Annotated in this window: 20 protein-coding genes and 4 pseudogenes; 16 read left to right on the top strand and 8 right to left on the bottom strand. The window is 64.8% G+C overall.

Going from position 1 to position 21747, the window contains the following annotated elements:
- Window positions 1–51 precede the first annotated feature (51 nt).
- The 5 genes from ADADO0_RS21290 (at window position 52) to ADADO0_RS21270 (ending at window position 4630) form a co-directional block, all read left to right on the top strand.
- Complete coding sequence (locus tag ADADO0_RS21290; protein WP_511307184.1) at window positions 52–1149, top strand: sulfate/molybdate ABC transporter ATP-binding protein; 1098 nt, start codon at window positions 52–54, stop codon at window positions 1147–1149.
- A 48-nt stretch (window positions 1150–1197) separates the two neighbouring features.
- Window positions 1198–2181 carry an agmatinase gene (gene speB / locus ADADO0_RS21285; RefSeq protein ID WP_511307183.1) on the top strand — a complete coding sequence of 328 codons (984 nt, stop codon included), beginning with the start codon at window positions 1198–1200 and terminating at the stop codon, window positions 2179–2181.
- A gap of 20 nt (window positions 2182–2201) precedes the next feature.
- Window positions 2202–3269 (top strand): calcium:cation antiporter, encoded by a 1068-nt coding sequence (locus ADADO0_RS21280; protein WP_511307182.1) that lies wholly within the window; start codon window positions 2202–2204, stop codon window positions 3267–3269.
- A 94-nt stretch (window positions 3270–3363) separates the two neighbouring features.
- Window positions 3364–3774: an NADH:ubiquinone oxidoreductase subunit NDUFA12 gene (locus tag ADADO0_RS21275; RefSeq protein ID WP_511307181.1), complete on the top strand. Its 411-nt coding sequence runs from the start codon at window positions 3364–3366 to the stop codon at window positions 3772–3774.
- Window positions 3775–3937: 163 nt separating this feature from the next.
- Window positions 3938–4630 carry a DUF2155 domain-containing protein gene (locus ADADO0_RS21270; protein ID WP_511307180.1) on the top strand — a complete coding sequence of 231 codons (693 nt, stop codon included), beginning with the start codon at window positions 3938–3940 and terminating at the stop codon, window positions 4628–4630.
- Here the strand turns inward: ADADO0_RS21270 and aat are convergent.
- The gene (gene aat, locus ADADO0_RS21265) at window positions 4540–5238 is read right to left on the bottom strand and encodes a leucyl/phenylalanyl-tRNA--protein transferase (RefSeq protein WP_511307179.1); all 699 of its coding nucleotides are present in this window, start codon (window positions 5236–5238) and stop codon (window positions 4540–4542) included. The two genes, ADADO0_RS21270 and aat, sit on opposite strands and share 91 nt — an antisense overlap.
- 198 nt (window positions 5239–5436) lie before the next feature.
- On the opposite strand from aat, the gene ADADO0_RS21260 reads away from it, so the two are divergent.
- Entirely contained in the window at window positions 5437–7176 is a 1740-nt protein-coding gene (locus tag ADADO0_RS21260; RefSeq protein ID WP_511307178.1) for an ABC transporter permease, read from the top strand.
- A 10-nt stretch (window positions 7177–7186) separates the two neighbouring features.
- Window positions 7187–8512: an ABC transporter ATP-binding protein gene (locus ADADO0_RS21255; protein ID WP_511307177.1), complete on the top strand. Its 1326-nt coding sequence runs from the start codon at window positions 7187–7189 to the stop codon at window positions 8510–8512.
- Window positions 8513–8615: 103 nt separating this feature from the next.
- On the opposite strand, the gene ADADO0_RS21250 is transcribed toward ADADO0_RS21255, so the two are convergent.
- A complete protein-coding gene (locus tag ADADO0_RS21250; protein ID WP_511307176.1) occupies window positions 8616–9164 on the bottom strand; it encodes a hypothetical protein in 549 nt (182 codons plus the stop codon).
- Between the two features lie 699 nt (window positions 9165–9863).
- On the opposite strand from ADADO0_RS21250, the gene ADADO0_RS21245 reads away from it, so the two are divergent.
- Window positions 9864–10031 (top strand): DUF6968 family protein, encoded by a 168-nt coding sequence (locus tag ADADO0_RS21245; RefSeq protein WP_511307244.1) that lies wholly within the window; start codon window positions 9864–9866, stop codon window positions 10029–10031.
- A 56-nt stretch (window positions 10032–10087) separates the two neighbouring features.
- Here ADADO0_RS21245 and ADADO0_RS21240 read toward each other — a convergent pair whose 3' ends face one another.
- The 6 genes from ADADO0_RS21240 to ADADO0_RS21215 form a co-directional block, all read right to left on the bottom strand.
- Entirely contained in the window at window positions 10088–10396 is a 309-nt protein-coding gene (locus tag ADADO0_RS21240) for an SCP2 sterol-binding domain-containing protein (protein ID WP_511307175.1), read from the bottom strand.
- 29 nt (window positions 10397–10425) lie between these two features.
- Window positions 10426–12216: an acyl-CoA dehydrogenase C-terminal domain-containing protein gene (locus ADADO0_RS21235; RefSeq protein WP_511307174.1), complete on the bottom strand. Its 1791-nt coding sequence runs from the start codon at window positions 12214–12216 to the stop codon at window positions 10426–10428.
- A gap of 176 nt (window positions 12217–12392) precedes the next feature.
- Window positions 12393–14729, bottom strand: a complete 2337-nt coding sequence (locus ADADO0_RS21230) for a 3-hydroxyacyl-CoA dehydrogenase/enoyl-CoA hydratase family protein (protein WP_511307173.1) — start codon at window positions 14727–14729, stop codon at window positions 12393–12395.
- A gap of 8 nt (window positions 14730–14737) precedes the next feature.
- Window positions 14738–15874, bottom strand: a complete 1137-nt coding sequence (locus ADADO0_RS21225) for a thiolase family protein (protein WP_511307172.1) — start codon at window positions 15872–15874, stop codon at window positions 14738–14740.
- A 112-nt stretch (window positions 15875–15986) separates the two neighbouring features.
- Entirely contained in the window at window positions 15987–16145 is a 159-nt protein-coding gene (locus ADADO0_RS21220) for a hypothetical protein (RefSeq protein ID WP_511307171.1), read from the bottom strand.
- Between the two features lie 40 nt (window positions 16146–16185).
- Window positions 16186–16428 (bottom strand): MerR family transcriptional regulator, encoded by a 243-nt coding sequence (locus ADADO0_RS21215; RefSeq protein ID WP_511307170.1) that lies wholly within the window; start codon window positions 16426–16428, stop codon window positions 16186–16188.
- A gap of 425 nt (window positions 16429–16853) precedes the next feature.
- Between ADADO0_RS21215 and ADADO0_RS21210 the strand changes: the two genes are divergently transcribed.
- From ADADO0_RS21210 to ADADO0_RS21175, 8 genes and pseudogenes are all read left to right on the top strand, one after another.
- The gene (locus ADADO0_RS21210; protein ID WP_511307169.1) at window positions 16854–17411 is read left to right on the top strand and encodes an OmpP1/FadL family transporter; all 558 of its coding nucleotides are present in this window, start codon (window positions 16854–16856) and stop codon (window positions 17409–17411) included.
- Window positions 17335–17862 (top strand): annotated as a pseudogene (locus ADADO0_RS21205) (OmpP1/FadL family transporter); the annotation flags it as partial. The gene ADADO0_RS21210 and the pseudogene ADADO0_RS21205, both read left to right, overlap by 77 nt.
- Window positions 17863–17941: 79 nt before the next feature.
- Entirely contained in the window at window positions 17942–18229 is a 288-nt protein-coding gene (locus ADADO0_RS21200; RefSeq protein ID WP_511307243.1) for a hypothetical protein, read from the top strand.
- A 237-nt stretch (window positions 18230–18466) separates the two neighbouring features.
- Window positions 18467–19198, top strand: a pseudogene (locus ADADO0_RS21195) (AMP-binding protein); the annotation flags it as partial.
- A pseudogene (locus ADADO0_RS21190) lies at window positions 19152–19394 on the top strand (AMP-binding protein); the annotation flags it as partial. The pseudogenes ADADO0_RS21195 and ADADO0_RS21190, both read left to right, overlap by 47 nt.
- A 79-nt stretch (window positions 19395–19473) precedes the next feature.
- Complete coding sequence (locus ADADO0_RS21185; RefSeq protein WP_511307242.1) at window positions 19474–19707, top strand: hypothetical protein; 234 nt, start codon at window positions 19474–19476, stop codon at window positions 19705–19707.
- A gap of 13 nt (window positions 19708–19720) precedes the next feature.
- On the top strand, window positions 19721–20416 hold the full coding sequence (locus ADADO0_RS21180) for an AMP-binding enzyme (protein ID WP_511307241.1): 696 nt from the start codon (window positions 19721–19723) through the stop codon (window positions 20414–20416).
- Window positions 20304–21675: pseudogene (locus tag ADADO0_RS21175) on the top strand (glutamate--cysteine ligase). The gene ADADO0_RS21180 and the pseudogene ADADO0_RS21175 overlap by 113 nt, the downstream one beginning before the upstream one ends.
- Window positions 21676–21747 lie beyond the last annotated feature (72 nt).

Here is a 21747-nt window from a genome sequence, read left to right as displayed (position 1 = left end):
GGCCGCGCATCATGGCATAAGCCCAAGATCTTATCGGCCCCGGACCCGCACATGACCGCCGCAGTCGCGATCGAAAACGCCATCAAGACGTTCGGCCCCCACCGGGCGCTGGCCGGAATTTCGCTTGACGTGCAGCCGGGCGAACTGGTGGCGCTGCTGGGGCCGTCCGGTTCGGGAAAGACCACGCTGTTGCGGGTGGTCGCCGGGCTGGAGAGCCTGGATTCCGGCCGCGTCCTGCTCGATGGGGCGGACGCCTCCACCGTGCCCGTGCGCCATCGCGGCATCGGCTTCGTGTTCCAGAACTACGCCCTGTTCCGCCATATGACCGTGGCGGACAATATTGCTTACGGGCTGCGCGCGCGCCCACGCGCGACCCGGCCATCGGAGGCAGAGATTCGCGCCAAGGTGGAGAACCTTCTCGGCTTGATCCAGCTCGAGGGGTATGGCCGGCGCTTTCCCGCCCAGCTTTCCGGCGGCCAGCGCCAGCGGGTGGCGTTGGCGCGGGCGCTGGCGATCGAGCCCAAGGTGCTGCTGCTGGACGAGCCGTTCGGCGCGCTGGATGCGCTGGTGCGCAAGGAATTGCGCGCCTGGCTGCGCCATCTCCATGAGCAGACCGGACACACCACCTTGTTCGTGACCCACGACCAGGAGGAGGCGCTGGAACTGGCCGACCGCGTCGTGGTCATGGCGCGCGGGCAGGTGGAGCAGGTGGGCACGCCGGACGATGTCTATGATCGCCCCGCATCGGCCGACGTGTTCGGCTTTATGGGCGAGTCGAGCCGGATGTCGGTGGAAGTGAGCGATGGCCTCGCCCGTGTGGGGGGTGATCTGGTCGCCGCCGCCACGGAGCCGGTGCCCGACGGGCCCGGCCTCCTGTTCGTGCGGCCGCACGATGTCACCGTCTCCATGGCCGGAACGCCGGGCGCGGAAGGGACGGTGCTGGGCTTCCGCCGCCATGGGGCCACTCGTCTTCTGGAACTGGATGTGGGCGGCGGACGCGTCGAAGCGACCGTGGCGCCGTCCGCGCGGGTGCCCAATGGGACTAAGGTTTCAGTGCGTCTGGACCGGTCGCGGCTATTTCCCTCCGCCGGTGGGGCGGTGGACTGCCGCCCGCCCCGCGCCCATCAGGTCGGCGAATACGCCATCTGATCCTGCCGCACGGGCGCTGCTCTTGCACTTTTCCCCTATGAGGTTCCCATGAGCGGCGATCACCTTTCTTCCCGCCCGGTCGATCGGGCCCTCGACCCTTCGTTCCGTTTTGGTCAGTCCACCGAGCCGAATTATTCGGGCGCGGCCTCGTTCCTGCGCCGGCGCTACGCCAGGGATGGCGGCGGCGCGGAAGTGGTGGTGTGGGGCATTCCGCTGGATGTCACCGTATCGAACCGGCCCGGCACCCGCTTTGGCCCGCGCGGCCTCCGCACCGCCTCCGCGATCATGGACGGCGACCCATTTTACCCGTTCAACGCCGATCCGTTCGCGGCCATGGACGTGGCGGATGCCGGCGATTGTGTCTTCGATTACGGGCTGCCCCACACGATCCCCGGCGCCATCGAGGCCCAGGCCAAGGTGCATTACGCGCGCGGCAGCCATCTGGTAACGCTCGGCGGCGACCATTTCCTCACCTATCCCATGCTGCGGGCGCTGGTGGACCGCATCGGCGAGCCGGTGGCCATCGTGCAGTTCGATGCGCACCAGGACACCTGGGATGACGACGGCACCCGGGTCGACCACGGCACCATGATTACCCGCGCGGTGAAGGATGGGCTGATCCGGGTCGAGAACTCGGTGCAGGTGGGCATCCGTACCCATGCGCCCGAGACCTATGGCATCGACGTGGTCCACGGCTTCACCGCCGGCGAGATGGGGCCGAAGGCGCTGGCGCAGCATATCGTGCAGCGGGTCGGGGATGCCCCGGTCTATGTCACCTTCGACATCGACGCCCTGGACCCGGCCTTCGCGCCCGGCACCGGCACGCCGGTGTGCGGCGGGCTGATGACGCGAGAGGCCATCTCGTGCCTGCGTCAGCTCGGCGGACTGAACCTGAAGGGCTTTGACCTGGTGGAGGTCTCCCCGCCCTATGATCATGCCGAAATCACGGCCTTGGCGGGCGCAAGCTTGGCTGCGTGCTATCTTGGCCTGCTCGCGGAACGTAAGGCGCAGGGCTTTTCGCTGAAACCCTGAGGCAGAAGAAAGACCGGCCCATGCCCACGGCCCGCTACGCCTACATCATCCCCATTTCGGCGCTGATCTTCGCCGTTCTGGGTCCTTCGATGCGGCTTCTGCTCACGGACGCCTCGGCGATCTTCGCTACCGCTCTGCTACTGGGCTCGTCGTTTTCCGCCGTCCAGCACGCGGAGCGCATCTCGGCACGGCTCGGCCAGCCCTACGGCACCCTCGTTCTCACCTTCTCCGTGACGATCATCGAGGTGTCGGTGCTGGCCTCTTTGATGCTGCACGGCGCCAATAATCCGACGCTCGCGCGCGAGGCGGTGCTTTCCACCGTTATGTTCGTGCTCACAGGGGTGGTGGGCATCTGCCTGCTGGTGGGGGGATTGCGCCACCGCGAGCAGGAGATCCGCCAGCAGGGTGTCACCGGCTATCTCTCGGTCATCATCGCGATTTCCGTCCTCGCCCTGATCTTGCCCGACCAGACATGGGGCGGCCTCAAAGGCGCACCGGCCACGTTGGATGTCACGATCATCATGATCGCGGTGGTGCTTCTGTACGGTTCCTTCCTGTTCATGCAGACCGTCCGCCACAAGGACCATTTCCAGGAGCGCGACGAGGCGGAGGCGCATCGCCCGACCGGCCGCCAGACGCTTCTCGCGGCGGTGTTCCTGCTTCTCAGTCTGGCCGGCGTCGTGTCCCTGTCGACCCCGGTGGCGGCTGGCGTGGAACTCCTGCTGGCGCAGATCAACCTGAGCGACCCGGACGCGGTGATCGGCGCGGTGGTGGTGGGGATGCTTCTGCTGCCGGAAACCATCACGGCGGTGAAGTCGGCGCGACGCAACCAGCTCCAGCGCGCCTTGAACACCGCGCTCGGCTCCGCGCTCGCCACAATCGGCCTGACCATGCCGGCCATGGTTGCCATCGGCTTTCTCATCGACAAACAGGTGGCGCTGCGGCTGGACCCGGGCGACCGAATACAGCTTTTGCTGGCGCTGCTTCTGTCCATCGTCAGCTTCGGCACTGGTCGCACGAACGCGCTGACCGGGCTCGTGCACCTGGTATTGTTCATGGTCTACGTGATGACGCTATTCTCTCCTTGAGATTTGGGCGCGGCGATCGGTGGCGGGGCAGGGGCGGTGGACACCGCGCAGGCGTGGTGGCATGGTCCGGCAAGATCGAGCGAGGCGGAATCCCGTGAAAGAGCTGCTGCTTTACATCTTCGCCTGGTGGCGGAAGGCGACGCCCGGCACCCTGCTGTGGACTCGTCGCTACGGCGAATTGGTGGGCGAAGACGAGTTCGGCAACCGTTATTTCCGCACCCGCAACGGCGAGATCGATCCGCTCCTCGGGTTCGAGCGCCGCTGGGTGCTTTATCCCGGCTATGCCGAAGCCAGCACGATCCCGCCGGGCTGGTATGGCTGGATGCACCACCGCACAGACACCCCGCCGACCGAAGACGCTTACACGCCGCGTGAATGGCAGAAGCCGCACCGGCGCAATTATACCGGCTCGCCGCTCGCCTACCGGCCCAAGGGCTCCGTGCTCGCCGGCCGCGCCCGGCCGCGCGTCACCGGCGACTACAAGGCGTGGACGCCGGGCGAATAGCCCGGTCTCGCTTTTCCTCATTTCCCCGAGATCCTGTTTGCCGCCTCGCACCTTCCTGCCCTCGCGAGGCCGCAATGCGGGTGTTAACGGGCCGTACGGGGCTGATCCGGCGCCGTTGCGCCACGGCGCAGTCCGGCCATGCAGCTTTCAGGTGCCTCCCTTCATGGCGAAGTTTCTCATGGCGAAGTTTCGCTCCGCGCCTTTCCTGATTTCAGCCATGCTCTCCCTGGCGGTGTTCGCTGCGGGACCCGCGCGCGCGCAATACAACGCGCCCATCCAGTCCGCGCCGCTGGCCCCGCCGCCCGGCACGCAGATGGTTCCTCCCAGCAATATTCCAGGCCAGGTCGCTCCGCCGCCGGCGGGGAGCGCGCCCCAACGCCCGCCGCCGGGCGCGCCGCGCCCCGGTGCCCGTGATGCGTTTCCCGGCCCGACCATCGCCACGCCTCCGGCCGCCGGCACGCCTTCGCCTGCGGGAGCGGCCGCCGACGACATGGTGATCGTGCAGCCGCCCCCCGAGAAGGTGGTGAACCCCACCGCCGTGTATGCCGGGCTCGACAAGATCACCGGCCGCATCACCTCATTCGAGGTGGGTATGGGCGAGACGGTGCAGTTCGGCGCGCTCCAGGTGACGCCGCGCGCCTGCTACACGCGCCCGCCCACCGAGCCCACCAACACCGTCAGCTTCACGGAAGTGAACGAGATCACCCTCAAGGGTGAGGCCAAGCGCATCTTCACCGGCTGGATGTTTGCCTCAAGCCCCGGCCTTCACGGCGTCGAGCACCCGATCTTCGACGTCTGGCTGACCGACTGCAAGGCGACGCCGCCCGGCACCGCGAAGCCGGCGGGCCAGAAGTAGAAATCAGCTTCCACCGCCAGCGCCTGCTCCAGCAGACGGTGATATTGGCGCCGCGTCACCTCCGTGGCACCAAAGCCCTGGAGGTGAGAGGTGACGAACTGCGTGTCGAGAAGCTGGAAGCCGCCGGCCTTGAGCCGCGCCACCAGATGCACCAGCGCCACCTTTGAGGCATCGCGCTCGGTGTGGAACATGCTCTCGCCGAAGAACGCGCCGCCGAGCTTCACACCATAGAGGCCACCCACCATCCGCCCTTCTAGCCAAGCCTCCACGGTGTGGCAGCGCCCGCGCGCGAACAATTGGCCGTAGAGGGTGCGAATGCGCGGATTGATCCAGGTTTTCTCACGCCCCGGCTGGGAGAGCGCACAGCCGGCGATCACCCCTTCAAAGTCGCTGTCGATGCGGATCTCGAATCGGTCGGAGCGCACCGTGCGGGCGAGGCGCGTAGGCACATGGAAGTCATCCAGCGGGATGATGCCGCGCCGCTCCGGTTCGATCCAATAGAGGCCAGGGTCCTCCGCGCTTTCAGCCATGGGGAAGATGCCGCAGGCATAGGCCTTCAGCAGCACCTCAGGGGTAATCTCGACGATATGGTCGTGCGGACGGCTCATGGTTTCATGAAAGGCGCGGTTTTGGCGCTGTTGGATGTGGCGCTTTGACGCTCGGGCAGGTCATGCGGTGTTTCGCGCTCGCGGAAAGGAGGTGTAAGGCCGGAATGGGAGCATTCCAACGTAGTCTTTTTGTCATAGACGCGCTGTACTGCCCATGAACGCATCACCTTGCCCGGTACCTCTCAGCGGACCTGCTTCATGCTGTTTCAGCCAGCCGTCGGAAACTCCGCCAACCCGGTCCGCCGGCGCTTTCTCACTGCTTTCGACATCTTCGCCTTCGCCATGGTTTTCGGCCTCCTCGCGCTGTTCACCCACGGCACCGAGGAAACGCTGATCCCCATCAGCCAGATGCAGCAGACGCCGATCTCGCTGGATCCTTCCTCACTCCCCGAATATTCGGTGCGAACCACGCTGCGGATGCTCGCGGCCATTATCGCTTCGCTGATCTTCACCTTCATCTATGGCGCCATCGCGGCCAAGAGCCGGCGCGCCGAGATGGTGCTGATCCCGATCCTCGACATTCTCCAGTCGGTGCCGGTGCTGGGCTTTCTCTCCTTCACCGTGCTGTTCTTCATGGGCCTGTTCCCCGGCAAGGTCCTGGGCGTGGAGTTCGCGGCGGTGTTCGCGATCTTCACCAGCCAAGCCTGGAACATGACCTTCAGCTTCTATCAGTCGCTGAAGACGCTGCCGCGCGATCTCGAGGAGGTCTCCGAGAGCTTTCGACTCACCGGCTGGCAGCGGTTCTGGCGGCTTGAAGTTCCCTTCTCCATGCCGGGGCTGGTGTGGAACACCATGATGTCCATGTCGGGCGGCTGGTTCTTCGTGGTCGCCTCCGAGGCCATCACGGTCGGCTCCACCACCATCACGCTTCCCGGCATCGGCGCCTATGTGGCGACCGCAATCGATCAGCGCGACCTTTCCGCTGTCGGCTGGTCGGTGGCCGCCATGGCGGTGATCATCCTGATCTACGATCAGATCCTGTTCCGTCCCCTGGTGGCGTGGGCCGAGAAGTTCCGCTTCGAGCAGTCGGCCGGCGCGCCGCCGCCGCGCTCCTGGGTGCTCGACCTGGTGAAGCGTGCCCACCTGTTCCAACTCATCCTGTCGCCTTTCGCGGCGCTGGGCCGGGCGCTGGCGCGCATGCCGCTGGAATTGCCGGTTCCCGTGCCTCGCGCCGTCAACCATGCCTGGTCGAGCAAGACCATGGACCGGGTGTGGATGGTGATGGTCACAGGCGTCGCGCTCTACAGCCTGTGGCTGATCGTGCATTTCGTGGGCACCGAGGTCTCGCTGAACGAAGTGCTTCATGTGCTCTGGCTCGGCTTTCTCACTTTGCTGCGGGTCGCGGTGCTGATCTTCCTGGCATCACTTGTGTGGGTGCCGGTAGGGGTTTGGATTGGCCTCAACCCGAAGATCGCGAACGCGGTTCAGCCGCTGGCGCAGTTCCTCGCGGCCTTCCCGGCCAACATCGTGTTCCCGTTCGCGGTGGTGATGATCGTCCGCCTCGGACTCGACCCCAACATCTGGCTTTCGCCTCTGATGATCCTGGGAACCCAGTGGTACATCCTGTTCAACGTCATTGCCGGGGCGAGCGCCTTTCCCAACGACATGAAGGAGGCGGCCGCGTCCTTCCACATCAAGGGGTGGCACTGGTGGACCAAGGTGATCCTGCCGGGCATCTTCCCCTACTATGTCACTGGCGCGCTGACCGCGAGCGGCGGCTCCTGGAACGCCAGCATCGTCGCGGAGGTGGCGAGTTGGGGTAACACGACACTGCGGGCGGAAGGGCTCGGCGCCTATATCGCCGATGCGACGACGGCGGCGGACTATCCCCGCATCACGCTCGGGATCGCCATCATGTCGCTTTACGTCATTGCCTTCAACCGCACCCTCTGGCGCCCGATGTTCACGTTCGCGGCGCGCCGGCTGCGCCTCGACTGAGGAGACCACGATGCTCGAAAACACTACCCCCGTGGCGCCGCCGCTGCTGTCCGTCTCCCATGTGGTTCAGTCCTATCGCAAGGGCGACAACAACCGCATCCTGGTGCTGGACGATGTCTCCCTCTCCATCAAGGAGGGGGAAATCGTCGGCCTGCTCGGTCGCTCCGGCTCCGGCAAGTCCTCGCTGTTGCGTATCATATCCGGACTGACGCCGCCGTTCGCCGGCGAAGTCCAATGGTGCGGCGAGAAGGTGGATGGCCCCAGCAAGGGCATCTCCATGGTGTTCCAGACCTTCGCTCTCTTTCCCTGGCTCACGGTGCGCCAGAACGTGGAGATCGGGTTGGAGGCTATGGGCATCGACGCCAACGAGCGGCGCAAGCGGGCCGAGGAGGCCATCGACCTGATCGGCCTCGGCGGGTTCGAGAGCGCCTATCCCAAGGAATTGTCCGGCGGCATGCGCCAGCGCGTGGGCTTCGCCCGCGCCCTGGTGGTGCACCCGCGCCTGATGCTCATGGACGAGCCGTTCTCGGCTCTGGACGTGCTGACCGCCGAGACCTTGCGCACCGACATCATCGACCTGTGGACCGAGGGCGCATTGCCCATCAAGTCGATCCTCATCGTCACCCACAATATCGAGGAGGCGGTGCTGATGTGCGACCGCGTCCTGATCTTCTCGTCCAATCCCGGCCGCGTCGCGTTCGAGATGCCCATCACCCTCCCGCACCCGCGTAACCGTCTCGCGCCGGATTTCCGGGAATTGGTGGAGGAAATCTACGCCCGCATGACCAACCGCGACGGCCCCGGCGCGCCGCTGACCGGCCTCGCGGTGCCCCACGCCGAGGTAACGCTAACCACCCATCTCACGCCGATCTCCACCAACGTGCTCGCCGGCCTGCTCGAAGAACTGGCGGACCCGCCCTACAACGGCAAGGCCGACCTGCCGGAACTGGCGGAAAGCCTGCACATGCCGGCCGATTCGCTGTTCCCCATCGCGGAGGCGCTGCAGATGCTGCGGTTTGCCGACATCACCGGCGGCGACATCCTGATCACAGAGGCCGGCCGGCGGTTCGTCGATGCCGAGGTGGAGCCGCGCAAGAAGCTGTTCGCGGAACATTTGCTCGCGAACATCCCCCTGGCGGCGCACATCCGCCACGTGCTGGACGAACGCCCGACCCACAAGGCACCTTGGTCGCGCTTCGCCGACGAGCTCGAAGACCATATGTCGGAGGATTTCGCGCGGGATTGCCTGCGCGCCGTCACAAACTGGGGCCGCTATGGCGAGACCTTCAGTTATGACGAGCAGGTGAAGAGATTCAGCCTGGAAGACGACGACTGAGCGGGGATTTCCGGCCCGCATCTATCGGCGAGGTCGACCCTAAAAGAAAACCTCGCCCAGCGGTGCCGGGCGAGGCTTTTTACTCATAAGAGACGAACTTGGATCACCAGCCCGGACGGCAGTGCAGGCCGCCGTAGGGACCGCGCCAGCAATAGCCACCGCCCCAGCCCCAACGCGGGCCGTAACCCGGGCCGTACCACCAGTCGATGAACAGGCTGGCGTTGGTGCCGCTCTTGGGCTGGTCGCCGCCGAGCACCTTGTAGTTATAGACCAGCGTGTCGCCGGTCAGCACCGGGTTGGTCAGTTCGACGACAGCGGTCGTCGGCTTGCCATCCACGGTCACCGCGAGCGTGGCGTTCGGCGGGTCCTTCTCGAAGTCGCTCTTGCCGTCGGTCCAGAACTTCACGAAGCCCGGGGTCGGGGCATCGCCGGTCATGCGCTCAGGGCGATCCGAGAACATCAGCGTCTGCGGGGCAATGCCCTTCAGCGTGATGGTCTTCTCATCCACAGTCACCGAATCCGCAACCTGAACGAACAGCCAGTTCGCCGGCTTCATTTCCTCGGCATTCGCCGGCTTCGCCGGGGCCTGCGCATTGGCGATGCCGACGGCACCGACCAAGGCGAACAGGGCGCCGTAAATCAAGGATTTCATGGCTCTCTCTCCGTGCGGGGATTTCGTTCCTCACCGCGGCGCCAACATATCACCGACATTTCCCATTTCCAGCCCGGAAAGGCACTTCAAACGAATTAGAATGCATTAAATTTAGGAAATACAGGCTGCCTTATAGAAAGCGGAGCAGTGGCGGAACAGCGAAGTCTTGGGCGCGTCAGTAGGCGTTGAAATCTGAAATCCGAAATTTACCTGCAGCAAAGTAAACGCAGATGAGGACCAATTTGTAACATCAAGCACAGCCTTGGCTTCACGCCAACGTCTTGCCGGAAAGGCAAGCGTGCGCCGTTGAGCCGTGCACCGAATAGGTATTTCTAAATCTGCGAGACCAAGACTGCGAGTCGCACAGTTGCATGGCGATTAATGCGTTGATCGCAATCCGCATTGCGTACCATCGGCCACCTCAGATCGGGGAGGGGGCCAGTGCGGAGTGTCGTCTGGGTGAAGGTCGGGCGCGGCTGCGTTATGGTACGGCCTCGCCGGGTGACCTTTTCCTCTTCTTCGCTCCCGAGGCTGAAATGAACGCTGCGCGAACCCTGAAAATAAAAATTGGGCCCGATATTATGGGCCTGCACATACGGGTGTTCGAGCCGGAAGGTTCGGGAAATGATTTGTGGTGTGCTTATGAGAATCATCTGGCCCGAAGGCACGAAAATCATGCGTGCGCCGGGGTGAGATGGCATACACGCATTGTCGAATGCCCTCTGCATGATTGGCGCTGAACTTTACACAAGCAGCTATCATAGGACTGGAGAGCTGATGTTCTGGGAGGGCTGGAAGGGATATGGCTTCCCGGTGACTGCGGGGATCAGGGATTTACTTGTCGGGCACGATGCCGATTTCTTTTAAGCGCGCGAACCTCTTGCAAGTCGCGGCGGCGAGGCCGGCTCGCCGCCGCTATGGGCTCAAGCGTCCAGAAGACCCGCGAGCTTGAGGGCCACACCCTGTGAGCCTTCGACTTTCAGGCGGCCGGTGGAATAGGCCAGCATGGGGCCGATGCGGCCGGTCATGAGTTTGTCGAGCGTGTCGCTGGACAGCTTCAGCACCGCCTCGGCCTCCCCGCTCCCCTCCGAGATATCCAACTGCGGGCCGGTCGCGTCCAGCAGGATGGATGTACCGGTGTCGGTCAGATCGAAGCGCACGCGATGGCCAAGGGTGGAGAGGGCTTCGGTGCGCTCGTTTAGGGTTTCGAGCAGGGAGGAAAGATCAACCATGCGGGGGTCCTTGTGGTGGGGAGAGAAAATCAGAACATCGCTTCGTCGAGCGCCATCATGGCGGACTTGCCGGCCTTGATGGAGCCCCACAGAGCGGCAACCTCAGGCAGAAGCCGGTCGATATAGAAGCGGGCGGTGACGATCTTGGCCTCGTAGAACGCCGTGTCCGCACCGGCATTGCCGCGCTTCTCCACCGCCACCTTGGCCATGCGCGCCCACATGTAGCCGAGCGCCACCAGCCCGAACAGGCGCAGGTACTCGGTCGCCGCTGCGCCGGCTTCGTCCGGGTCCTTCATGCCTTTTTCGGCGACGAACCCGGTGGCGAGCTGGAGCGCGCCGAACGCCTTGCCGAGTGGTGCCACCAGTGGGCCGATCTCGGGGTCGTCGAGGTTCTCGTCGATGAAGGCGAGCACCGGGTGGAAGAAGGAGCGCAGGAAGCGCCCGGCATGGGCGGGCAGCTTGCGGCCCACCAGATCGAGCGCCTGAACCCCGTTGGTGCCCTCGTAGATCATGGCGATGCGGGCATCGCGCACATATTGCTCCATGCCATGGTCGCGGACATAGCCGTGGCCGCCATAGACCTGCATGCCAAGCGACGCGTTGGTGAAACCCAGATCCGTGAAAAGCGCCTTGACGATGGGGGTCATGAGGGCGGTGAAGTCCTCGGCGCGCTGGCGCTCGTCGGGATCGTTGGACCGCTCCATGAGGTCGAGGTTGCGCGCCACCCAGCCGGCCAGGGCGCGGCAGCCTTCGTTATAGGCGCGCATGGTCATCAGGGTGCGGCGCACGTCCGGGTGGACGATGATCGGGTCTGCCCATTTCTCCGGATGCTTGGCGCCGGTGAGGGCGCGGCCCTGAAGGCGCTCCTTGGCGTATGCAACCGCACTCTGATAGGCGGCCTCACCCACGCCGAGACCTTGCGTGCCAACGGAAAGGCGCTCGGAATTCATCATGGAGAACATGGCGCGCATGCCCTTGTGGGGCTCGCCCACCAGCCAGCCTTTGGCGCCGTCGAACGACATCTGGCAGGTGGACGAGCCGTGGATGCCCATCTTGTGCTCGATGCCGGTGCACATGGCGCCGTTGCGCATGCCCGGCTTGTTGTCCGCCGTCGGCAGGAACTTCGGCACCAGGAACAGGCTGATGCCCTTGATGCCCTTGGGCGCGCCGGGCAGGCGCGCCAGCACGAGGTGGATGATGTTCTCGGTCAAGTCCTGTTCGCCGGCCGAGATAAAGATCTTCGAGCCGGTGATGGCATAGGAGCCGTCGTCCTGGGGTTCTGCCTTGGTGCGCAGCAGGCCGAGATCGGTGCCGCAATGGGGCTCGGTGAGGCACATGGTGCCGGACCAGATGCCCTCCACCATCTTCGGCAGGAAGCGTTCCTTCAGTTCCTGCGAGGCGTGGTGGGTGAGGGCGACATAGGCGCCATGCGTCAGGCCGGGGTAGAGGCCGAACGCGAGGTTGGCCGAGCACATCATCTCCTCGATGAATTTCGTTACGCTCGCCGGCAGGCCCTGGCCGCCCCATTCGGGATCGCAGGCGATGCCGTTCCAGCCGCCCTCGACATAGGTGCGGTAGGCTTCCTTGAAGCCTTTCGGCGTGCGCACCACGCCGTTCTCATAGGTGCAGCCTTCGAGATCGCCAGACTGGTTGATGGGGGCGAGCACGCCGGTGACGAGCTTGCCGGCCTCTTCCAGCACGGCATCAATAAGATCGGGCGTGATCTCCTCCAGGCCCTTCATGTCCTTCAGGGCGTCCGATCCGTGCAGTTCGTGCAGCACGAACCGCATGTCGCGCAGCGGGGGCTGATAGACCTGCATGGTGTGTCTCCCGTGTTTTCTATGTCTTTACGGTCTCCCTCCCCCCTTGAGGGGGAGGGCGGGGTGGGGGGTATGGCGCCGCCAAATCCAGCGCCTTCGGAACAAGTGGAGAGATACCCCCCACCCTGACCCTCCCCCTCAAGGGGGGAGGGGAGGTCCAGCGGGGAGAGCGCGCCTCAATTCCGTAGCGGTCGGCCCGTCTCAAGCGTGTGCTCAATGCGCGCCAGGGTGCCGTTGGTACGGATCAGGCGCATGAAGGCTTCGCGCTCCAGTTCCAGTACCTTGGCTTCCGTCACCGGCTCGATATGGTCGGCATTCCCGCCGGAAAGCACGGTCGCCAGGGCGTCCGCCACCACGAGGTCATGCTTGGTGGCGATGCCCCGCTTATGGAAGCCTTCCGCCGCCATAACGAATGCCACCTTGCCGGATGGGCCGGGCAGGGTGAGGTCCTGCGGCACCGGCGGCTTGTAGTCTTCCGCCAGCTTCAGTGCCTTCGCCTTGGCATCGGCAAGCAGGCGGTCGCGGTTCATGGTGATGCCGTCGCTTTCGCGCAGGAACAGCAATTCCCTAGCCTCGGCAGCCGATTTGGAGACGGTGGCGACGCTGACAGTCTCAAACACCTTGGACGGCGCGGGCATGGGTCCCTTGGGGAGGGTTTTTTCCGCCTGCCAGCGGGTCAGCATCTCCTTGCAGCCGCCCCAGCCGGGGATCAGGCCGACGCCGCACTCCACGAGACCGATATAGCTTTCCGCGTGCGCCTGCACCGCGCTTGAGTGCAGCAGCATCTCGCACCCGCCGCCGAGCGCCATGCCGGCCGGGGCCGATACGACGGGGAAGGGCGCATATTTCAGGTCCTGATAGGCTTTCTGGCCGTTGGCGACCAGCTTCTCCACTTCGCCGAACGCGGCGATGTTGCAAGCGAACAGGGCAAGGCCGAGGTTCGCGCCCACGGAGAAGTTCGAGCCCTCATTGTAGATGACGAGCGCCTTGTGCTTCTCCTTCACCAGCTTCATCGCGCGGTTGAGCAGGGTGATGATGCCCTCGTCCAGCGAGTTGCCCTTGCTGGTGAATTCCAGGCACAGCACGCCGTCGCCGATATCCCACAGGGCGGCCGAGCCGTTCTTCATCACGGGCGCGCTGGCAAGCTTGATGTCGGCCAGAAGCAGCACGCCGTCGGGCCGTACGATGTCGTGATAGGCGCCGTCGGTGCCGAGATATTGCCGGCGGCCGTTGTCGACGCGGTAGAAGGGGCTGGCTTCGGCCTTTGCGAGAAGCTCAGGGATTTCCGCGCCGTCCGCCTGCAGGCGGGCGATCAGCTTGCCCGCGCCGATCCGGTCGATCAGCTCGAACGGACCCCATTTCCAGTTGTAGCCGAGCCTCATGGCTTCATCGACGGCAACGATATCGTCGGCGGCTTCCGGGACGAGACGCGCAGCATAGGCGAGGGTGCGCCCCATCACGCCCCAGGCGTAGCGGCTCATCGGGCCATCGCCGGCGATCAGCGCGGCCATATCCCTGCCGGTGTCCTCCGGCAGCGCGGCTTTATCTTCCTTCCGGTATTGCCCGGTGGAGAGGTCGATTGATTCCTTCGCCTTGCCGCCGCCATCGCGATTGAGGCGATAGAAGCCTCCCTTGCCCTTTCGGCCGGTGAGGCCGGTCTTGATCATGGTCTCGATCAGCGGGACATCGCGCAGCAGCGCGTGGAACGGGTCGCTCGCGGGCAGGGCCCGCTTCAGGCTGCCCTGAACGTGGGGCATCAGGTCGAGACCGACGAGGTCGAGCAGCCCGAACACGCCGGTCTTGGGGAAGCCGAAAGGACGTCCCATCACCACGTCGGCCTCTTCCACGGTCAGGCCAAGGTCCAGCGCCTGGATTACCGCCGCCTGCATCCAATAGGTGCCGAGGCGGTTGGCGATGAAGCCGGGGGTGTCCTTGCAGGGCACGATGGTCTTGCCCAGCTTCACGTCGGCAAAGCGGGAGACACGCGCAAGCGTCTCCTTGTCGGTGTCTGTGCCGGAGACCACTTCAAGCAGCCGCATGTAGCGGGGTGGGTTGAAGAAGTGGGTGATGAGGAAATCGCGGCGGAAGCTGTCGGGCGAGCCCTTGGTGAGGTCCGCCAGGGGAATGGTCGAGGTGTTCGAGGACACCGGCGTGCCGGGTTTGCGGGCAGCGTCGATCTTCGCGTAGAGCGCCTGCTTCACGTCGAGCCGTTCAACCACGGCCTCGATGATCCAGTCGCATGCGCTGAGTTTTTTGAGGTCGTCCTCGGTATTGCCGGGCGTGACGAGCCGGGCCGCGCGCTTGGACATGAAGGCGGCGGGCTCGGCCTTCAGCAGCTTCTCGATTGCGCCCTTGGCGATGGCGCTGCGATCCTTCGCGCCGTCCGGCACGATGTCCAGAAGCAGTACCTCCACGCCAGCATTCGCCACATGGGCGGCGATGCCGGCGCCCATGACGCCTGCGCCTATGACGGCGACTTTTTTGATTTCAGCGGTCTTTCCATTGTCGCTCATGGCGCGCCTCACACCCGCTCGAGAACGGTGGCGATGCCCTGGCCGCCGCCGATGCACTGGGTCGCCAGCGCATAGCGACCCCCCTCGCGCTTCAGCAGGGCCGCCGCCTTGCCGACGATCCGCGCGCCGGTGGCGCCGAGCGGATGACCGAGCGCAATGGCACCGCCGTCGATGTTCAGCGTCTCGTCGGCAATGTTGAGCTCACGGGCGCACGCCAGGGCCTGGGACGCGAACGCTTCGTTAAGCTCGACCACGCTGATGTCGCCGATCTCGATCTGCGAGCGGCGCAGCGCCTTGCGGGTGGCTTCCACAGGGCCGATGCCCATGATTTCCGGCGCGCAGCCGGCCACCGCCACACCGCGCAGGCGGGCGAGGGGTTCGAGGCCATGCTTCTCGGCATAGGCCTCGGTACACACCAGAACCGCAGAGGCGCCGTCTGTGAGGGGCGAGGATGTGCCTGCCGTGACCGAGCCGTTCTGGTCGAACGCGGGCTTGAGGCCGGCGAAATCCTCAGCCGTCGCGCCAACGCGGATGCATCCGTCCTTGTCGATGGTCTTGCCGTTGGATGTGATGGCGACGATCTCTGCATCGAGCCGCCCGTCGGCTTGGGCCGTGGCGGCCTTGCGCTGGCTTTCAAGCGCGAAGGCATCCTGGTCGGCGCGGGTGATCTGCCACTTACGGGCGACATTCTCCGCCGTGTCGCCCATCCCCATGTAGGCGGCATGGTTCTGCGCATAGAGCGCGGGGTTCGGCATGGGGTTGAAGCCGGTCATGGGCACGCGGCTCATGCTCTCCACGCCGGCGCAGATGAACACGTCGCCCGCCCCGAGCTGGATCTGCCCGGCCGCCATGTGGATCGCCTGCATGGAGGAGCCGCAGAAGCGGTTCACCGTGACGCCCGCCACCGACTGGGGCAGTTCCGCGATCATGCCGATCAGGCGCGCCACGTTGAAGCCCTGTTCGGCCTCCGGAAAGGCGCAGCCGAGAATCAGGTCCTCGATGTCTTCGGGCTTGACCCCTGTGCGCACGATCAGTTCACGCACCACCTGGGCGGCGAGATCATCCGGCCGCACGCGGGCGAGTTCGCCCTTCTTGGCGGGGGCGAAGGGCGAGCGGGCATATCCCGCGATGACCACGTTCTGCATGGGCTCTCCTGCCATTATCTCTTGCTTGCTGTTTCTTGCTTATCCGGGCCGTCACCCGTGTTCGGCCGATCCTGCGGCCTCTTGTGCTGCGAAATGAAGACGGTGCTGCTGGTCAGACTGCTTTCCGTGACGACCGCCGCGCCGGCCCGGCGGCTTCCAGCGCCGCCAGGGTCTGGCTCTCCACTTCCTTCAACTCGACGATGGTTTCCTCCAGCGCGACACGCTGCTCCTCCAGCAAGGAGAGGCGGGTTCGCACCTTCTTCAAAAGCAACCTGATCTGCTCCGCGTGGGCGGCGTCGACATCGTAGAGGTCAAGGTATTCCTTGATTTCCCGCAGGCCTGAAGCCGAGCCTTTTCCCGCGCAATATCAACATCATCCGCGCGCGGTCGCGCTTGGTGTAGACGCGGATGTTGCCGGCGCGCCGGGGCGCGATCAGGCCCTTGTCCTCATAGAAGCGGATGGTGCGGGCGGTGACCGATAGGTCGCGGCCCAGTTCCGATATCGTGAAAAAAGTGTCGGTGAGCGCGCCTTCGGCGCTACTGCGAACTGTCACGGCGTGACCTCACCTATACGTCATGTATCGGCACTAAAGATACATCCTTTGCCGAAGTGCGCAAGCGGGGTGCCATCTTTGCCGCGCTGCGGTTATTTTAGCGGTAAGTAATATTGCAGCGCAACATGGGTGAATGCAGTCTTGTCATGTCGCCATCGGCATGATTCGAGCGGCGTGCAGTTGATGGGTGATGCGAAGTCGGCGCAGGCAATCTATCAAAACTGCCAGACATCTTGCCCATCACCGCTAAAGGCGTGGCGAGAAAGCAACAGGTGTAACTTGATGAGCATCTACCTGGGGAAAGTCCGTTGACCCACCCGATGGAATAGGCATGCTGACGTATAGGGGATGGGATGAACCATTAAGGGCGTCGGCAGAGCGCTTGGCGATATCCGATCCGAGGAAACGCAGCTTGGGGCGCCCAAATGATACATGCCGCTAGACAGTCCCGCATCGTCAGGGCCGTGCTTCTCGCATCCGTGGCCGTCCCCGTCGCTGGGGTGGCATGGGCTGGCGGCTTCGGGCTGCGCGAGCAGAGCAGCTATTACCAGGGCACGTCATTCGCCGGTAACGCGGCGGGCGGCGCGGGCCTTGCCTCCATGTACTGGAATCCGGCGGCCATTAGCTTCGTCCCCGGCATGCAGCTTGAGGGCAATATCAGCTACATCGCCCCGCACGCCTCCATCGACGTGATCTCCGCGACCGGCCCGCTCGGCAACAACCTTGGCACTCGAGGTGTCGGCGACATCGTCGACAACGCCGCCCTGCCGACCGGCTACGCCAGCTATGCCTGGGACCGGTTCGCCATCGGCCTCTCCGTCACTTCGCCCTTCGGCCTTATCACCGACGCGGCCTGCAACTGGTCCGGCGCCAATTACGGCTGCTACAGCAGCATTTTCGACGTCAATGTGGGCCTGCAGCCTGGCCTACAAGGTCACCGACTGGCTGACCATCGGCGGCGGCGTCAATGCCAATTATATTGAGGCCCGCCTCAGCAACGCGCAGCTTCTCGGCGGCCCGCCCACCTTCCCGCAAGGGTCGGCCACCGTCGACGGCAATGACATCGGCTACGGCTTCTCGCTGGGCGCCCTGTTCACGGTGGTGCCCGGCACCACCGTCGGCATCGGCTATCGCTCCGCGATCACTCAGAATCTTCAGGGTCTGACCAATCTGGAAATTGCCGGCGGCCTCCCCGCCGCGACCCTGGCGGCGACGGCCGGCCTCACGCTGCCGGACCAGGTTACGGGCAGCTTCAGGTCGCAGATCAACCCGCAATGGACCATCCTTGGCACCGTTGAGTGGACCAATTGGTCATCGCTCCAGCAACTCGTGGTGGTCCCGGCCGCCGGCGGGCCCTCGATCCTGAACCTGCAATGGGACGACGGCTGGTTCTTCTCGGGCGGCGTCGAATATCAGTGGGACCCCAAGCTGACGCTGCGCGCCGGTCTGGCATATGAAATCTCACCCGTCACCGACGCCTACCGCACGCCGCGCCTGACCAGACAGCAACCGCATCTGGGCATCGGCCGGCCTGACCTATGCCATCTCGCCGCAACTGAGCATGGACCTCGCCTACACCCACATCTTCGCTCAGGACGGCACCATTTCGCAGAACCCGACCGAGCTTGGCAACGCGACGCGCGGCTCGCTCTATGCGGAATGTCAGCAATGCCTATGTGGATATCGTCTCGGTCGGCGTAAGATACCGCTTCGACGCGCCCCTTCCCAAGACGGTTCTTGTCACCAAATAAGACGGTGCGCGTCACAAGTGAGCGGGGGCGCTCGCGCGGTTGCCGCCTGACCCCAGGCGGCGGCCAGATTCCGAAGACAAGGCCCGATCAACGGGCCGGGAGCGTGATCGCTCCGCTGGCGGCCTGATGGCTGCCGCGAGGCGCACGCTTCCGAGCGGGAGGCCGGATATGCTCGCCGTCGATACTTCTGGCGTCCACACCGGGCCGGTGCATGAGTTGCTCGAGGCGAGCGTCCGCAAGCACGGCTCTCGTCCCGCCATGACTTTCACTGGGCCGCACCTGGACTTATGAGCAGGCTCGGCGTGCTGGTGGACAAGGCGACGGCGGGTCTTCAGCGGCTCGGCGTCGACAAGGGCACAAAGGTCGGCCTGTGCCTGCCGAACATGCCGTATTCGATCATCCTGTACTTCGCCATCCTGAAGGCCGGCGGCACGGTGGTGAATTTCAGCCCGCTCTATGTGGAGCGAGAGCTGGAAAACCAGATCCGCAATTCCGGCACCACCATCATGGTCGTGCCCGATCTCAAGATCATCCATTCACGCGTCGCCGCCATCGCCGATGCGGCGCAGCTAAGCAAGATCATCGTCTGTCCGATGCGCGCCGTGCTGCCCTGGCTGAAGGGGATCGGCTTCGAGCTTTTCAAGCGCAAGGATATCGCGGTTTTTGACCGCATGGACGGCCGACACCTGACCTTCGCGGACCTCACACGCGATGTGGTTCGACCCCGCCCGGTGGACATCACGCCGGATGTTGATGTGGCCGTGCTGCAATATACCGGCGGCACCACGGGCGTTCCCAAGGGTGCGCAACTCACCCACGCCAACATCACCGCCAACGCCGATCAGGTGATCCAGCACGTCTGCACCATTCGCGAAGGCGAGGACAAGGTGCTGGGCGTGCTGCCGCTGTTCCATGTGTTTGCCATGACCAATGTGATGAACGTCCCGATCGCGAAGGGGTGCGAGATCATCCTTGTGCCCCGGTTCAACCTTGCGGATCTGGTGGCCGTCATCGAAAAGGAACGGCCGACGGTCTTCCCCGGCGTTGCCGACCATTTTTACCGCGCTCAACAATTATCCCGGCATCACGGCGCGGACACTGTCGTCGCTCCGCCTGGGTGTCTCCGGCGGCGCGCCGCTGCCGGCGGATGTGCGGGCGCGGTTCGAGGCATTGAGCGGCTGCAAGCTGATCGAGGGATACGGCCTCAGCGAGACTTCGCCGGTGCTGACCGCGAACCCGCCAAACGGAATCATCAAGGACGGCTCGGGTCGGCCAGCCGCTTCCGGGCACCACCATCGAAATCCGCGATCTCCTGGACCCCAGCCGCGTTGTCGGCATCGGGCAAAAGGGCGAGGTCTGCGCGCGCGGGCCGCAGGTCATGATCGGCTATTGGCGCGCGCCGGACGAAACCCACGCGGCCTTCATCGAGGGCGCGTTTCGGACCGGCGGACGTCGGCTATCTCGATGCCGACGGCTACCTGTTCCTGGTGGATCGCATCAAGGATGTGATCCTGTGCGGCGGCTATAATGTCTATCCCCGCATGATCGAGGAGGCGCTCTATCTCCACCCGGCGGTGGCGGAGGCGGTGGCGATCGGCATTCCCGATCCTTACCGGGGACAGGCGCCCAAAGCGTTCGTCACTTTGCGCGAAGGTAAGAGCGCAACGCCGGAAGAACTGCTCTTTTTCCTGCGCGAGCATCTGTCGAAGGTGGAGTTGCCCAAGCAGGTGGAAATCCGGACCAGCCTGCCCAAGACGTTGGTGGGCAAGCTCTCCAAGAAGGAACTGGTGGAAAGAAGAGAAGAAGCGGGCGACCGAAAAGGCCGCTTGATCGCGCAGAGCCGGCTTAGGCACGCGTGCACGGGATATCGCGCGAAGGCAGCAAACAGGCAGGGTAGGGGGGCGACGCGGGAAGGATCAAACCTCCCGCTACGGCAGCCTCAGCAGGCGGTTTGCTCGGGCGCGCTGGCCGTGTATGGTCCGCGCGCCTTGTTCTTGAGCATTCGCGCGAGGAGCCGCACCCTCCCCGCGCAGTTTCACCTTCATCGGCGCCTTGGGCGCCGTCGAGCTATGGATATGAGCGGCGGGAGGCATCTGCCGGCCGCTTGCAGGGGAAGACGCGCGCATGGCCCGCGATATGCTGGACGCAACGCCGATCGAATCGCGCGACGAACTCGTCGCCTGGCTGGAAGCCGGCAACAAGCCGGAGAGCGCATTCCGCATCGGCACCGAGCATGAGAAAATCCCGTTCACCGTCGGCCGGCACGAGCCGGTGCCGTATGAAGGGCCCAACGGCATCCGCGCGGTGCTGGAGGGGATGAAGACTGTTACCGGCTGGGACCCGATCCTGGAAGGCGAGACGATCATCGGCTTGACCGACCCCGTTGGCGGGGGCGCGATCTCGCTGGAGCCGGGCGGCCAGTTCGAGCTTTCGGGCGCGCCGCTGATCCTCGGTTCATGAGACTTGCTCGGAGATCAATACCCACCTGACCCATCTCCGCGAAGTGGCGGACCCGCTGGGCTTGCGCTTCATGGGCATCGGCATGAGCCCGAAATGGACCCGTGCCGAGACGCCGGTGATGCCCAAAGGGCGTTACAGAATCATGGCCGGCTACATGCCCAAGGTCGGCACGCTCGGCCTCGACATGATGTTCCGCACCTGCACCGTGCAGGTGAACCTCGACTTCTCCTCAGAAGCCGACATGGTGCGCAAGCTCCAGGCGAGCGTCGCGCTTCAGCCTGTCGCGACCGCACTGTTCGCCAATTCGCCCTTCACCGAGGGCAAGCCCAACGGCTTCCTGACCTTCCGCTCCGAAATCTGGCGCCACACCGACGCGGACCGCTCCGGTATGCTGCCGTTTGCGTTCGAGCCGGGCATGGGCTTCGAGCGGTATGTGGACTATGCGCTTGATGTGCCGATGTATTTCGTCAAGCGCGGCGATGCCTATGTGGACGTTTCCGGCTCGTCGTTCCGCGATCTTCTGGCCGGCCGCAATTCCCTGCTGCCGGGCGAGACCGCGACCCTGTCCGACTGGGTCAACCACCTCTCCACCATCTTCCCGGAAGTTCGGCTGAAGCGGTTCCTGGAAATGCGCGGAGCGGACGCGGGCCCCTGGGCGGAGCTGTGTGCATTGCCGGCGCTCTGGGCTGGCATCCTCTACGACACGCAGAGCCTGGATGCCGCCCTCGATCTGGTGAAGGATTGGACTGCGGAGCAGCGCCAGACCCTGCGCGACGACGTGCCCCGCCTGGCGCTCGGCGCAGAGATCGCCGGCCGTCCTCTGCTGGATATTGCGCGCGATGTGGTCGCCATCGCGAAGGCGGGCCTTGTGCGCCGGCGCAAGTTGGACAGCCAGGGTCGGGACGAGACGCGCTTCCTCGCGCCTCTGGAAGAGATTCTTGGCTCCCGCCGCACTCTGGCGGAGGTGCTGCTGGAGAAATATGCCGGCCCCTGGCACGGGTCGGTGGAGCCGGCACTTACCGAGCTGGCCTACTGACGACTGCCGCCATGCCGTGCGCATGGCGGCGTCTCTACCGAGGGTGCCGGCGCGTTGCCTGGCGCAAAAGGT

This window comes from Aquabacter sp., assembly GCF_965279295.1.
Lineage (GTDB): Bacteria > Pseudomonadota > Alphaproteobacteria > Rhizobiales > Xanthobacteraceae > Aquabacter.
The sequence above is the reverse complement of the archived record's forward strand: the minus strand, read 5'-3'. Positions and strand labels throughout refer to the sequence as shown.

Coding starts and splice junctions, on each gene's coding strand:
- ADADO0_RS21280 (WP_511307182.1), top strand. CDS start 2,202: ATGCCCACGGCCCGCTACGCCTACATCATCCCCATTTCGGCGCTGATC.
- speB (WP_511307183.1), top strand. CDS start 1,198: ATGAGCGGCGATCACCTTTCTTCCCGCCCGGTCGATCGGGCCCTCGAC.
- ADADO0_RS21235 (WP_511307174.1), bottom strand. CDS start 12,216: ATGCAGGTCTATCAGCCCCCGCTGCGCGACATGCGGTTCGTGCTGCAC.
- aat (WP_511307179.1), bottom strand. CDS start 5,238: ATGAGCCGTCCGCACGACCATATCGTCGAGATTACCCCTGAGGTGCTG.
- ADADO0_RS21180 (WP_511307241.1), top strand. CDS start 19,721: ATGATCGAGGAGGCGCTCTATCTCCACCCGGCGGTGGCGGAGGCGGTG.
- ADADO0_RS21225 (WP_511307172.1), bottom strand. CDS start 15,874: ATGCAGAACGTGGTCATCGCGGGATATGCCCGCTCGCCCTTCGCCCCC.
- ADADO0_RS21250 (WP_511307176.1), bottom strand. CDS start 9,164: ATGAAATCCTTGATTTACGGCGCCCTGTTCGCCTTGGTCGGTGCCGTC.
- ADADO0_RS21290 (WP_511307184.1), top strand. CDS start 52: ATGACCGCCGCAGTCGCGATCGAAAACGCCATCAAGACGTTCGGCCCC.
- ADADO0_RS21260 (WP_511307178.1), top strand. CDS start 5,437: ATGCTGTTTCAGCCAGCCGTCGGAAACTCCGCCAACCCGGTCCGCCGG.
- ADADO0_RS21240 (WP_511307175.1), bottom strand. CDS start 10,396: ATGGTTGATCTTTCCTCCCTGCTCGAAACCCTAAACGAGCGCACCGAA.
- ADADO0_RS21230 (WP_511307173.1), bottom strand. CDS start 14,729: ATGAGCGACAATGGAAAGACCGCTGAAATCAAAAAAGTCGCCGTCATA.
- ADADO0_RS21270 (WP_511307180.1), top strand. CDS start 3,938: ATGGCGAAGTTTCTCATGGCGAAGTTTCGCTCCGCGCCTTTCCTGATT.
- ADADO0_RS21255 (WP_511307177.1), top strand. CDS start 7,187: ATGCTCGAAAACACTACCCCCGTGGCGCCGCCGCTGCTGTCCGTCTCC.
- ADADO0_RS21210 (WP_511307169.1), top strand. CDS start 16,854: ATGATACATGCCGCTAGACAGTCCCGCATCGTCAGGGCCGTGCTTCTC.